Origin of the sequence: Gramella sp. AN32 (assembly GCF_023718305.1) — a bacterium.
GTDB classification, from domain to species: domain Bacteria; phylum Bacteroidota; class Bacteroidia; order Flavobacteriales; family Flavobacteriaceae; genus Christiangramia; species Christiangramia antarctica.
On the sequence record NZ_QEYO01000001.1, the window covers coordinates 307,150 to 320,974 of the forward strand.

Genomic DNA, 13,825 nt, shown 5'->3' on the forward strand with positions numbered 1-13,825 from the left:
AAAACAATCTTTATAAATGAAAAACTTTCTTTTCGCAGTTTTAAGCGGAATACTTCTTACGATTAGCTGGCCAACTTTTGGTTTTCCGCTTTTCATCTTTTTCTCCTTTGTACCACTTCTCTACGTAGAATTTAGCATAAGGAATTATTCAATTAAGTGGAGAAAATTGAAGGTTTTTGGTACTGCTTATGTAAGTTTTTTTATTTGGAACCTTTTTACCACCTACTGGCTTTATTTCTCTACACCTTTCGGGGGAGTTTTTGCTATTTTGGCCAACTCATTTTTAATGGCTGTTGTTTTTCTGCTTTATCACATAGTGGCGAAACGTACAGGTTTTACTGCGTCAGCTATATTCCTAATGAGCATTTGGATGGTTTTTGAAAAGTTACATCTCAGTTGGGATTTTTCCTGGCCCTGGCTCAATCTTGGAAACGTTTTTTCTGACTATACACCCTGGATCCAATGGTATGAATTCACCGGCACCTTTGGCGGTACTTTATGGATCCTCCTCGCAAACCTTATGGTTTTTAAAAGCCTTCTATTATTCAAGGAATTTAAAGAACAAAGCATTCTATATCAAGGGATCCTGAAAATTGCCTTAATAATTGGGCTCCCCATACTGCTTTCCTATATTTTATATTTCAATTATGAAGAATCTGAAAATAAAATTGAAGTTCTGATTCTTCAGCCAAATATCAATCCATATACTGAAAAATACAATACAACAGATTCTAGGATTGGCAAGTTGCTTTATAAATTGTCTTCTGAAGCAGTGACAGATTCAACTTTAGTAGTCATTGCACCAGAGACTGTTTTCGCTTCGGGCACTAAATTACCGGAAGTGGGTTATTCCGAAGCTGAATATTATGGATCCCAAATTGCAAAATTGAATGCGCAATTAAATTTTCTTTCAGGGATTTCAATTTTTGATCGGTTTAGTGATAAAAATCGGGTGGGAAAACAATCCAACTACCTTCGGGCGAACGATTGGTACAATGATTATAATTCAGCTTTCTTGGTGAATAATATTGCGGACAGTATCCAATTATATCACAAATCTAAACTGGTGGTAGGGGTGGAAAATTTTCCATATCAGAATATTTTAAAACCAATCGTGGGCGATGTAATGATAGATTTAGGCGGAACGGTGGCCATGAAAACAACCCAGGAAAACAGGGAAGTTTTCAGGTTAAAAGATTCAATTTATATAGCGCCTATCATTTGTTATGAATCGGTTTATGGGGAATATGTTACTGATTATGTGGAAAATGGGGCGAATTTTTTAAGTATCATTACCAATGATGCCTGGTGGGGCGATACGCAGGGCCATAAACAACACTTGAGTTATGCAAAGCTCCGTGCAGTGGAAAATCGTAAATATGTTGCCAGAAGTGCTAATACCGGAATTTCAGCCATTATCAATTCTAAAGGAGATATTGTTGAAAAACTGGAATATAATCAAGGTGGATTTCTCGTGGGAGATGTAGCCATAAATTCAGAAAAGACATTTTATGTAAAACATGGCGATTATTTAGCCAGGATCGCTCAGTTTCTGGCTTTGTTTATTTTTCTCTTTTCGGTTATTAAATATAAAAGAAAGAGACCCTCCTGATCAATTGATAATTGAAAGTGTTTGTTGGAAGTTGGAAGCTGGAGGCTGGAAGTTTCATTTCCAGTCTTTAGTCTTTAGTCTTTAGTCTTTAGTCTTTAGTCTTTAGTCTTTAGTCCAAAATTATTTTTAAATTGATACATTTTCAAATTGGTACATTGGTACATTGATACATTAATATTGGTACATTTCGACTGCGCTCAATGTGACAAAAATTTCACTTTTTACTTTCCAACTTTCAACTAAAATTCTACTGTCCGCGGAAGAACAAAACAGTACTAAGAGTCTTTAGGATAATGGTAAGGTCTAAAAACAAACCCCTGTGCTTAATATAATAAAGGTCGTATTGCAATTTCTCCAGACTATCATCATGACAATTGCCATAGTTTGCCATTACCTGCGCCCAACCGGTTAAACCTGGTTTAATGATATGCCGAATTTCATAAAAAGGTATTATTTCTGAAAGCTCCTTTACGAATACAGGGCGTTCAGGTCGTGGACCAATTAGACTCATCTCGCCAATTAAAATATTGTAGAATTGTGGAATTTCATCTATCCTGGTCCTACGAAGAAATTTACCAAATTTCGTTACCCTTAAATCGTTTTTCTGTGCGTATTGGGGGCCATATAGTTCCGCATCTTTGGTCATAGTACGTAGTTTGTAAATTTGAAACTTACACCCGTTCTTGCCTACCCTTTTTTGCTTATAAAGCAACTTCCCCCTATTACCCAGAAGGTTTCCTAAAATAATAAGTGGGGAAATAATAATCCCCAATAAAATTCCAAAAACCGAAACGATAATATCTAAAAAACGATAGGCTATATTGTAAAGCTGATTTTGATTATTTCGGCTAAAAGGAAAATATCTATAAAAATCTTCATCCACATTCTGAACTGGAATTCTTTGGGTGATATCCTCATAGACCTGGGTATAATCTTTAATAGGGAAGCCGGTCTTTAGCAATTTCGTTAGTTGGGAATATAAACTGTAAGTAATCCCTTTTTGATAAGAACTGGCTACTACAATTTCGTTAATATGATGCTCGTAAATAATTTTATCCAGTTCCTCAACTTTAAAACGCTGCAACTTCAAATCAAAATCATTTTTAGCTGAATAGTCTGTATTTATATAGCCTACGACCACAAAATTGGGATCTGTTTTCTGAAGCGAACTCGCAATAAGTTTTATGTCGAATGAATCACCCACCACCAGAATCCTTTTATTAAACCTTGGCGTAGATATTAAATTGATATAAGCAAATCTCCAAAGTAATAGAGCTCCGGCAATGGATATGAAAAAGAATAAAATCTGAAGGCGATTTTCGGGAAGACTTGGGCTAAAATAAGGCGTAAGAATATAAAATATGACCGTAGCTGTCGTAGTAAGCAAAACGTTCTTGACAACTATGTCAAAACGTGCCGCTCTTTGCAGGTTGTATAGTTCAAAAATGGAAGCGAATAGGTTTAAGTATAATAACAGTAATCCCGTCCAAATCCAATAATTCTCATCAATTCTAAAATAATCAAATTGAAAGATTACACCTACAAGAGCCAAAGTGATTAAAATCCCTAAATTATCAAATAAACGAAGTAATAACTTACGTTCAGAAATTTCTAAATGAAAAAGTGGTTTTTTAGACATCGATATTCGGACTCAATCAACGGATAAATATATCAAATTTAACTTAACAACTTCATCCATTCAGCTTTTACATTTTCCCAATCATATTTTTCAGCTTCCAATCTGGCCTTATGAGCAATCTTGTTGGTGACCTCCTGATTTTCTAATAGATATTCAATAGCTTCAGCCATTTCCAACGCATCATCAGAATTAACCAGAATAGCATTTTTATTATGCTTTAATATATACGGAATTCCACCTACATTGGTTGTAACTATTACCATCCCCAGGGCCATCGCTTCCAGTACACTCACGGGGGTATTGTCAATTCTGGAAGTATTTATAAAAATATCGTATTCTTCTGAAAGATCTATCCAGTGAGACTTTGAAAGATGACCCTTAAAAACTACCGGCAAATTATTTTCTTCACAATAAGTTCTCAGATTTTCTAAACTCCCATCTTTTTCCGCGCCAACCATACATAACCTGGAATCCGGATAAAATTTAAGCATTTTTCCTAATACTTCTACCGCTAGTTTTGGGTTATAAACTTCAGAAAATGAACGTACCCAAAGTAAATTCGGTTTGAACATTTCTCTCTTCTTAAATTTATACTGATCTAAATCAATGCTATTCGGTATAACTTTTAAGGTCCCTAATTTAAATTTTGATAATTGGTTGAAAAGATATAATGAGGGTACAATATTTAATTCAGAATTTGAGAAGATTCTTTTTATTAGGAAAGAAGTTTTCTCAAATCTTTCCGGAAGGTTTCCCCCATGAAAAATAAATACATATGGCAAACCTAACATACGGCTCAATTGCCCGCAACTAACCGCATACCAAAAGTTTGTGGTACTGTAGGTATCTATTAGAATTTTCCTGGCTGTTTTCCTGTATTGAAAAATTGTGGAAAGCATTTCAAAAATTCTAAGAATTTTATTCTTCTGAGAAGAGACTGCAATTATTTTTAAATCTTTCGACTTTAATTTTTCTGATAACGTATCGATGGTTGTAGGAGAATAACCATGTTTCTGTAATTTATTTCCAATGTATACTATCAAGTTTCGAGAAGTCGGTTCCATTTTTCTTTTACAATTTCCCAGTCAAATCCTTCCACTTTTGCCCTGGCTTTTCGGCTTAGTTCAAGAGCGGTTTCTGGGTTTTCTATCAGTCTTAAAACTTCGGTTGCCATTGCCTGGGCATCATTCTCGAGAACTAAGATACCATCAACATTATTATCAATCAAATAATCCATTCCGCCAACCCGGGTACTAATAATTGGAAGTCCCAAACTCATGGCTTCAATTACACTAATTGGGGTATTGTCTATAGAAGTTGTATTTATAAAAAAATCATAATCCCTGGAAAGTTTAGCCCATTGTTTCTTCTTTAACTTTCCAGTAAAAGTGATCTCCAAACCGTATTTTTTTCCCAACTTTTTACAGTTATGAAGAGAGCCATCTTTATCTGGCCCAACCATACACATAGTGGCACCGGGAATCTTCTCATTAATAATCTTTAGCACCTCAACCGCTAAGATTGGATTATACCTTTTCTGAAACCTTCTTACCCAGAGCAGTTTTGGCTGAAAATCATTTCTTTCTTTAAAGGGATAATTTTTAAGCCGAATTGAATTTGGGATTATCTGGGTATTTTTAAAATTATGTTTTTGAAAAACATTGAATAAATATTTTGATGGTGCTACGTTCACCAAAGAATTTCCAAATAAATCTTTGCTAAAGTTTTTTGAGTCTTCAAGCCTTTCCGGGAGGTTACCACCGTGAAGGATGGGAATATAATCCATCTTTAAAAGCTCACAGGTTTTCCCAACCAAATAGGCATAATAAAAATTCATTGCACCGTAAGTGTCTATAAGGACGATATCTGTGGTTTTTTTATACCTCGCCAATAAAGCTAACATCTCTACAAGCCTCAAGGCTTTATTATTTCGGGTCGATGCCGTACGGACTGTATAGCCTTCTTTTCGCAACATTTTACTGAAGAAGGATATATAAGTAGCGGTAAAGCTATTAACCTGCAAGTCGTTTCCTATGTACAGGATCCTTTTTTTCATCAGTTATATATAAAAGTGCAAGTCCATAAACAAAAGCAGGCATTGCAATTCGCATTGCTGAATGGTTTATTGTCAAAAACCAGAAAGCCACGAATGCTAAAAAAAAATAATTATTCTTGAACTTAAACCAGAAAATTATTGGAACAAATAAAAGAATTGCTAATGCAAAAATACCCAATACTCCATGTTCTGCAAGTAATCTACTAATTTCATTATGGCTTGCAATTACAATTCCCAGATTTTCTTCTCTATATTCTATTCCTTTTCCCACGCCAATTCCTAAAAGCGGATGTTTATAGAACGCTGTTAATTCAGTTTCAATCAATTCAGCCCTACCTGTGGTTATATCTTCTTTGAGTACCCCTGCAGCATCCTTGTTAGTATATCTATTACCTATAAGACCTCTAGTTTCAAAAGAGGAAAACAACCAAACTACAGTAAAAATAGCAACCATAGAAATAATCCTAAGGTTTGAACCTTCAAGCTTTTTAGAATCTTGTTTATAGTAGAAAAATATTAAAAACGCAACTATAGAGGCTAAGGCAGTAAAAATCCCTCCTCTGCTAAAGGTTATTACTGCTCGATAACCCATTAAAATTAATAGGATAACATCAATTAAGTTTATTAGTTTATTTCTTATTGTAAATAATCTGGTGGCAATTAAAAAACATCCCATTCCCAAAACTGTTGAAATCTGGTTAGGACCAAAACCCCCGGTAGCAGCATAATTTCCACTTAAACTTATTTTCACATCATCCATACTGGGGGTATGAAAATATAAATAAACCATTTGAGCGATTAAGGGCATTAAGATCATTAATAATACTCTCTGCAAATCTTCTATTTTTATTTTTTTATAATAACAATAGAGAGCGGAAATACCTAAACAAACGGGCCCGGCTAAATTAAATGCGATAAGTTTTCTAACCTCCGCATCATAGCTGAAATTGAAGGAAGCGATTAAAACCCCGGGGAAAAGAATGAGGAGGTAAAGCCAATAAGGTATAGTTTTGGAACTGGCACCTTTGAAAAACATTCCTATCAATAGAAAAATAATAACTGCATATTTACCCGTTTCCCAAAAAAATAGCGATCCGGTCTGTCTAAAAAAGACCTCACCACCCGCTATATATGCCGCAGCCATTAAGGCTTCATTCCCTTTATTCTTCCTGTCTATGATCACAAAAAGAAAGGATCCCATTATAATGAGCACAATTATTTTTGATAAGGACGGAATGAGATATATCAATAACCCATATCCTATATGTAGGATTAACATCCTAATATAGAATTGATTGTTTATATAGTCTGCCTTATTCAAATTTCAAATTTTGAATGAAAATTGAAAATTTTTTTAAAACTGCTTTCTCTGAATAATCCTTTTCAATTCTAGTATGGAAATTTAGAGAATCTAATTTGGCTTCTTCCGGATTATCTAAATAATCTTTAATCGCTTCTGATAACTTTACAGGATTATTAGGCGGCACAACTTTTCCATCCCCACCCACGACTCTTTCACACTCTCCTACGGCAGTGCAAATAACCGGTAGACCAACCATCCCGTATTCTAAAAGCGCGAGGGGCAAGCCTTCAGACTTTGATGAGAGAATTCCAATATCGGCATCGCCAAGATAGTCTACTACAGGGTTTACTTCACCATAATAAAATATCGCTGAATTATTTTCAATCATATTCAATAATTCACCAGAATACTGATCATTAAAATCCCTTCCAAAAAGGTGCAAAGTAACATTATATTTGTCTTGTATCTCACGGAATGCTTCAATAAGTGTGTAGTGGTCCTTCTGAGGCCTCAAGTTAGCTACACATATAATTTTTATGGCTGAGTTGCCCTGTAGTCCCTTTTTATTTCTTGATTTCTCGTTTACAAAGTTTGGTAGGTAAATAATAGGTTTATTAAATTCAAGCTTTTCCCGGGACCATTTCATCAATTTCTCATTAACACTGATAATACCGTCAAAGTATTTGGAAAATTTTCTTAGTAATCTGCTCTTTCTATTATCCGGATATTCACTATTGCCATAATGATCATGCCAGATTATTTTTATTTTGCTACCCGTTATTTTACACAAAACTGCCCAAAACCAGGAACTGCTATGCGCCTGAATAATCTCAATATTATTTTCTGAAATTATTTTTTTCAATTTGTAAAAAGCTCTAAAATCAAATGCATTCAACTTTCTTAGAAAATGATAATTAGCCTTTTTATCTACCTGTTCAGCAAGTAAACCTTCTTCCCTACTGGCAACAAGTAAGCTGTGGTGGCCTTCTCTTTCCAGTGCCAAAAAATAGTTCAAAGCCATTCTCTCTGCTCCTCCGGGTCTAAGACTGTCTATAAGCTGTAGTATCTTCACAATATTTTCTGAATTGCTTTTTCAAATTTTTCTAAAGTATAGGTTCTTGACCATTTCACAGAATTTTGAGACATCTCCTGATAAATTACAGGGTGGTTTATGATTCTTAAAATTTCGTCAACCGCACTCTCCAAGTCCTCTTCAATTAAAATTCCACGATTTCCAAAATCAAGCATCCAGGGGATACAGGAAACTTTTGTAGCTATAGGCACACAACCATAGAACATACCTTCGGCTATCGCTTTTGGCCACCCTTCGCTTTTAGAAGGCAATATGCAAAAATGGGCTTTTTCGTAAGCCTCTTTTAAAACTGATTGCGGTCTATTCCCCATTAATTTTATATTTTCTGAAAGGCCATGCTTTTGAACATAATCGTTAATTTCTGAATGCAATGACCCATCTCCATATAATAAAAGGTGAACCGGGCAAGCTTTTAAAATCAGTTTATGAATAATTTTGACAACCAGAAAGGGATTTTTTCCGGAGACAAGGCCTCCACAATAGATAAAAGTTAAATTGTTATCTATTTTCTTATCAATAGCGGTTTTGTCCAATTCAGAAAAAGTTGCGGTAAAAAAGGATAGAATATATTCGGGCTGTTTCTTCCACTTACCATAAATAAGTACTTTTTTATTTTGGATCAAAAATGGATTATTTAAAAGCCATTTTTGAAATCGATAACTCCAAGGTTGTTTACTATTAGGATCCCAATTCCCGGCATATTTAATTGTTTTTGGTTTTTTGGGAAAAAATATGGAGGCAATCAAAGCTATTAAGCCAATATTTCCGGGACATCTTATATGCAGATGATCACATGATCTCATTTCAGTAATGCAACTGAGTAGTATTTTAAAACTTTTCTTTAAGCTTATTAAAAATCCATCTTCTTCAAAGTGGATTATAGGTAATTCTTTTAAAACTATATTCTCATGTTTATAAGGCGCATCAATATTTTTTGGTAATTCTGAGGCTAGCGGTGCGAGAACCAGGACTTTATCAAAATAATCAATCCAAAGATTCATTTCTTTCACATAGGGGCCATAAGCAAAGAGTTTGTCTTCCTCACAAAAATGCCCTGCATGTGTAAAAATACCAAACTTCATGGATTATTTCTTTTGTAAATACAGGCTTACCTGCATACATTTTAAAAAATGTTTATCAGATTTTCTGGATTTTTCCCAGTCTTCCAGATGCCATGCCGTACCAATTTGGGTGCGCTTCTTGGAAGAGATTGGGATTAGATTCAAAAGAAAGAACCATTTTGATTTTCCCAGAACACCTCTTCGATCAAGCAAATTAAAAGATTCGGAAAATTTTTGGATTGTAGATTCGGTAAATGGCCATTCCCAATCCCGGTCGCTCTGAAAAGGGCGGTAAATTGTTCTGAGCAACCATACCGGTTTACTTGTTGAAGTGGGATCATAACTAACAATTTTTCCTTTTTCTGAAAGTTTACTCTTAAGAATATTGATTAATTCATCCACATCCTTAAAGTGATGCAGCACCCCGTATGCATAAATCAGATCAAAATTATTCTCCCGGAAATCATCTGATAAAAAATCAATAGCCTCAGCCCTTGCGTTAGGATACTTGACCAGTCTTTTGTTAAGCTTTGTAATGGCTGGTTCACTAAGATCTATGGCAATATATTCCTTTGCATTATGAGCCAGGTAGAGACTCAGCGAATTCCCGGCATAACAGCCAAGATCCAGTACCTTTTGATGTTTTAGATCCCCAATCCATTCAGCATGCTGTTCTATTATGAATTTTTCTACTTTTATCGTCTTTCTAAATCTGGTAAGAATTCCATTTCTCAAGGAAAACCACAATTTAGTAGCGAAGTTTTTTTTAAAACTTTGATAGAACTCCTTCTGCCGTGTATTTATTTTTTCTTGTCCTTTCAATTTTTTAAGCTAATTCTAACTTTTTAACTATTAGTTAAATCATTAATTAATTTCAATAAATAGCCTTTTATTCCTGTAGGCCGTACTGAAGGCCATTTTAAAACTTCAATTCCCGGGTCTATTTCGAAGGGATGTACTTCTGAATCGTAGGTTAAAATAAAAACCCGATGCCTTTCAGCAAGTTTATTGCTTAATGCAACAAAATACTCTGCACCCGAAGAGTTTTTTAAGCTGAAGCATATAAAATAAGTTTGCATTAATAAATTATTGTTAGACCGTAAAGTATTATAAAGGAAAAAAGGTGTCATTCTGAACTTGTTTCAGAATCTTATAACACTGCAAATCATTATTATAATATAGACCCTGAAACCAGTTCAGGGTGACGATGCTGGTTTCTAGAATTGCCGTCATGCTGAACTTGTTTCAGCATCTCATTAGATCTTCTAAAAAATACGTCAATTTTATACGCTAGATATTTTTTTATCACGGGTCTCAGGGCGACGAGATAAATAGTATGATAAAAACAGATATACATATAAATTATCGTTTAATTAATAATCCTATTAAAGCTGAAAACCTGCCTTTCGCGTCCTCAAGGGCTCGCCTATCTTTAATTCCATTAAAAAACCTGATAAACAGAAGTAAAAAATGTATGGAATACCATTTTACTTTTGCCGTAACATCTGGGTTCTTATATTTTAATCTCCAAACATGATAACCATTTTCAATAACCATTCTCCCATATTTAAAATAGTCTGGCCTTCCTGATTCTTCATGAAGGTGAGCCACTTTAGCAGAAGTGTTTACATATAATTTTCCCAATCGAGAAGCCCTTAAACAAAAATCCATATCCTCATACAAACCATATCCGGCAAATTTTTCAGAAAATCCTATTTCACTGAAGATAGATTTTTTATAGGAAGAAATACCACCCATAAAATATTCCACTTCATAAATTTTACCGGATGGTGGAAGAAAACCCGTAGAAAAACCATGAGAAAATTCCGGCATAACCCCAGGAGGCAGATGCGATAATAAACCCAGCCTTTTCCTTAAAACGTTTCTAAGGCCCAGTTTACGCACATAGCCATCGATTAAAAATTCATCAAATTTCGGTGAATAATCGTCTTTAACTTTTTCCCAAACTGTTTCATCTTTTATCCAGCCTCCTACTGCAATTGCTTCCGGATAAACTCTATAAGTATTTAGAAGTTGTTCAAAATAATTATTTTCAAGAACGATATCATCGTCCAGAAAACAAACTATTTCCGAGTTATTATCTACTTTATCTATTCCGTAGTTACGTTGTTTTGTTAACCCCCGGTACTCTTGTCCAACCCTTATATATTTAAGTCTATTGAAATTTTCCTTTTCTAGCATTTCATCTGTCTGTGAATCCTCTGAGCCGTCTATAATTAAAATTTTATTAGGATAACGACTTTGAATTTTTACCGAATCCAGCAAACGCCTCAGTGATTCAGCTCTTTGATAAGTACAAACTATAAGACTAAAGTTTAATGATCTATTCTCTTTATTCATGAGAGGAATTTAAATTACTATTAGTCCGATCCAATAGTTTTTTAGCCCATTCTTCACTCACGTTCCACCTTTCTTGCATCAGTTTAAAATAGTGAAAAGGATTTTTAACGGGTTGCTCTCTGTAATATTTTAAAAAAAGACTCACTTTATATCCTCTCATCATTTTTACGGAATAATATCTTTTAACCAGAAGCATCATAGTTGGCGAGGGTTTTGGCTTTAGTGTAGCTTTTTCCCACTCGGGCTTTTGAATTCCCCTAAACCCACCAATATCTGCCTTTAAATGACTGATCTTTATTCTGGGATGATAGATTATATCAGAACCCTGCGATCGCAATTTGAGTCCGTAATCTATGTCTTCTCCAAAACCATGTTCCAAAACCTCTGCAAATTTACATTTTAGAGCATATTCAGATTTAACAATGGAAGTTCCTGAACCAAACGCTCCCCATTGTTTTATTTTATGAAATATAGTTTTACCAGATGGTTGGAGGCAATTTAAATTTAAGGCTCCAACTTTTAACCTATTTAACTCCTTAAGGGACTGACTTAAAAGATCTGAAGGAAATCGGATATCGTCATCAGCAAAGAAAACATAATCTGCATTTACCGATTGCAAGGCAAGATTTCTGGCATTACAGGCTCCTGTCCTACGTATAAAATGATGAACTATTTCAAAAGGCCAACCATTCTTTACCAAAAAATCTAATTGAGTTTGTGAATTCCTGTCAGGCTCCTGCTCTACGATAATTACTTTAGAGGGTTGATGGTCTTGGGACTTCAGGTCTTCAAGCACATTTTTTAAATGACCTGGCCTCCCCATGGTAGGAATAATAACATCCACCGTCTCCTTATTAAGATCTATTTCCCCTGATTCTAGTGAAATAGATGATAGATCTACGATCTTTTTAAAAAACGACCTGTGCCCTAAACCATGTAAGAAGAAAAAAACAGGAAATTTTTTTTCAAACTTCCAGTAACAAAAAAGTAATACAAGTAGCCATTCCCGTTTATAATGCATTGCCACAAAATTAAAAACCTCTCCTGTACTTGCTTTAAATTCATCCGGAACTGGAGATAGGGTTTTGACAAAGGAAGGATCACTATAACAAAACAGCGAATTTTGCTGTCCTGTCCTGGCCATAGAATTTAACAGCAATCCAAAATTCTTGATGTCACCATATATTGATTGGAATTGCAGCGCCGTCTTCGCCTTTATTCCTCCCAGATCCGTACTCATTCTCCAGGTAGGATATTTTGCATCATAATCAGGATTAACAAAGGGCAATTGATCTACATATCCAATAGTTTCTGGAAGATACTGCGAAACAATCGAATATGAAGACATGACAAGATCGTGCGGAAAAATTTCAGTTAAATCATCATTTAGTTCCACCTTAACCTCATCATCGATCCATATTATTAACTCTTCGGGATAAATATTACAGAGGCTCCAAAAAGCTTCTGATAGGTCCCTAGAAGAACATTCCAATTCTTCTCCATTTCTATAAGCAGAAGCAACCTCCTTAGCATTACGATGATGTAGAAAGATCAATTTCCTGAAAGTTTTAAAACCGATTTGTAAAATACAATATTTCTATTTGCAACCACATCTGCATTAAATTCCTCCAAAACCTTCTGCCTGGCATTCTTTCCAAATACCGATCTTAGTTCAGGATCCTCAATAAGCTGGATAATTCTATCAGCATATTCTAAATGCTTAATTGGGTTTACCATATAACCGGTTTCACCATTTACCATGACTTCCTTTGCCCAGCCAATATTGGAGGTTACCAGAGCCTTTTCCATAGCCATAGCTTCCAGCCAGGTCATAGGTAAGGCTTCCGCTAAACTTGGAAGCACGACCACCGAAGCTTTTTCTATATATTCTGTGATTTTCTCGTAAGCCACTGCTCCCTGATATGAAAATCTTTTCAATGCTTCAGAAGATAAAATCCTTTTGAACAATTCTATCGTAGATTCATGTTCCCGGACGTCTTTAACGTCTTTACCAACCATAATTAATTCTGCTTCAGGCTTATGCTTGATAACTTCATTAAAAATATAAGCCAGTTCCAAAACACCTTTTTTTCTAATAATCGTTCCGAAATAAAGGATACTGTTGGTTTTTTCATTCCTATTGGAAACTGAAAAACTTCTAAGCTCAATACTGTTGGGAATGATCTCATATTTTCGATTTATTCCGAAAACACTGCTGGTCTTTTCAGCAGTAAATCTACTCACCGAGACAAGTGAATCAGCTTTTTTTAGTGCAATTTTTTCAAAAAGACGATTCTTAAATTTCTGAGGTCTACCTTCCAGCTTACAAAAATAAGCATCCGAACCATTTAGCCTGATAACCAAAGGACAGTTAAGTTTTATAAAAGCCGTAATCCCTATCCAGTCGGTTGCTTCTATTAAATCAATATCTTTCTGCTTTATTATCTGATTCAGAAATTTCTGAATATATCTTCTATGAAAGTACCAGCCGCCAATAGCATAACGCTGATTTTTCAAAAAATAAAAATGAATTCCATTTTCATCAAATTCTGCAGCTTGAGACTGGCCATAAATTACTACACTAACCTCAACATTTTTATTCACCAGTGTTTCCGCGAGATTCTTAATACTCGTGCCCAAACCTCCAGAAGGTCCAGATAAACTATGAGGATATTCCGGAGTTAAGAAAGAAATGTGCAT

The 13,825-nt window shown here is 34.9% G+C and carries 12 protein-coding genes; 1 reads left to right on the forward strand and 11 read right to left on the reverse strand.

The window, feature by feature from the left end:
* The first annotated feature begins 16 nt into the window (after positions 1–16).
* The gene (lnt, locus tag DHD80_RS01500) at positions 17–1,612 is read left to right on the forward strand and encodes an apolipoprotein N-acyltransferase (protein ID WP_251739108.1); all 1,596 of its coding nucleotides are present in this window, start codon (positions 17–19) and stop codon (positions 1,610–1,612) included.
* 247 nt (positions 1,613–1,859) lie between these two features.
* Here the strand turns inward: lnt and DHD80_RS01505 are convergent, their stop codons facing one another.
* The 11 genes from DHD80_RS01505 to DHD80_RS01555 all read right to left on the reverse strand — a co-directional run bounded on the left by DHD80_RS01505 (position 1,860) and on the right by DHD80_RS01555 (position 13,825).
* A complete protein-coding gene (locus tag DHD80_RS01505; protein WP_251739109.1) occupies positions 1,860–3,251 on the reverse strand; it encodes an exopolysaccharide biosynthesis polyprenyl glycosylphosphotransferase in 1,392 nt (463 codons plus the stop codon).
* A gap of 38 nt (positions 3,252–3,289) precedes the next feature.
* Positions 3,290–4,294, reverse strand: a complete 1,005-nt coding sequence (locus DHD80_RS01510; RefSeq protein ID WP_251739110.1) for a glycosyltransferase family 4 protein — start codon at positions 4,292–4,294, stop codon at positions 3,290–3,292.
* Complete coding sequence (locus DHD80_RS01515) at positions 4,291–5,307, reverse strand: glycosyltransferase family 4 protein (protein WP_251739111.1); 1,017 nt, start codon at positions 5,305–5,307, stop codon at positions 4,291–4,293. The genes DHD80_RS01510 and DHD80_RS01515 overlap by 4 nt, the downstream gene beginning before the upstream one ends.
* Positions 5,264–6,343 carry an O-antigen ligase family protein gene (locus tag DHD80_RS01520; RefSeq protein WP_251739112.1) on the reverse strand — a complete coding sequence of 360 codons (1,080 nt, stop codon included), beginning with the start codon at positions 6,341–6,343 and terminating at the stop codon, positions 5,264–5,266. The genes DHD80_RS01515 and DHD80_RS01520 overlap by 44 nt, the downstream gene beginning before the upstream one ends.
* 277 nt (positions 6,344–6,620) lie before the next feature.
* Positions 6,621–7,682, reverse strand: a complete 1,062-nt coding sequence (locus DHD80_RS01525) for a glycosyltransferase family 4 protein (protein ID WP_251739113.1) — start codon at positions 7,680–7,682, stop codon at positions 6,621–6,623.
* On the reverse strand, positions 7,679–8,785 hold the full coding sequence (locus tag DHD80_RS01530) for a glycosyltransferase family 4 protein (RefSeq protein WP_251739114.1): 1,107 nt from the start codon (positions 8,783–8,785) through the stop codon (positions 7,679–7,681). The genes DHD80_RS01525 and DHD80_RS01530 overlap by 4 nt, the downstream gene beginning before the upstream one ends.
* 3 nt (positions 8,786–8,788) lie before the next feature.
* A complete protein-coding gene (locus DHD80_RS01535) occupies positions 8,789–9,499 on the reverse strand; it encodes a class I SAM-dependent methyltransferase (protein ID WP_251739115.1) in 711 nt (236 codons plus the stop codon).
* A gap of 110 nt (positions 9,500–9,609) precedes the next feature.
* Positions 9,610–9,843 (reverse strand): hypothetical protein, encoded by a 234-nt coding sequence (locus tag DHD80_RS01540; RefSeq protein ID WP_251739116.1) that lies wholly within the window; start codon positions 9,841–9,843, stop codon positions 9,610–9,612.
* 283 nt (positions 9,844–10,126) lie between these two features.
* Entirely contained in the window at positions 10,127–11,125 is a 999-nt protein-coding gene (locus DHD80_RS01545; RefSeq protein WP_251739117.1) for a glycosyltransferase, read from the reverse strand.
* Positions 11,118–12,680: a glycosyltransferase family A protein gene (locus DHD80_RS01550; protein ID WP_251739118.1), complete on the reverse strand. Its 1,563-nt coding sequence runs from the start codon at positions 12,678–12,680 to the stop codon at positions 11,118–11,120. The genes DHD80_RS01545 and DHD80_RS01550 overlap by 8 nt, the downstream gene beginning before the upstream one ends.
* Positions 12,677–13,825, reverse strand: a complete 1,149-nt coding sequence (locus tag DHD80_RS01555; RefSeq protein ID WP_251739119.1) for a glycosyltransferase family 4 protein — start codon at positions 13,823–13,825, stop codon at positions 12,677–12,679. Before DHD80_RS01555 ends, DHD80_RS01550 begins: the two co-directional genes overlap by 4 nt.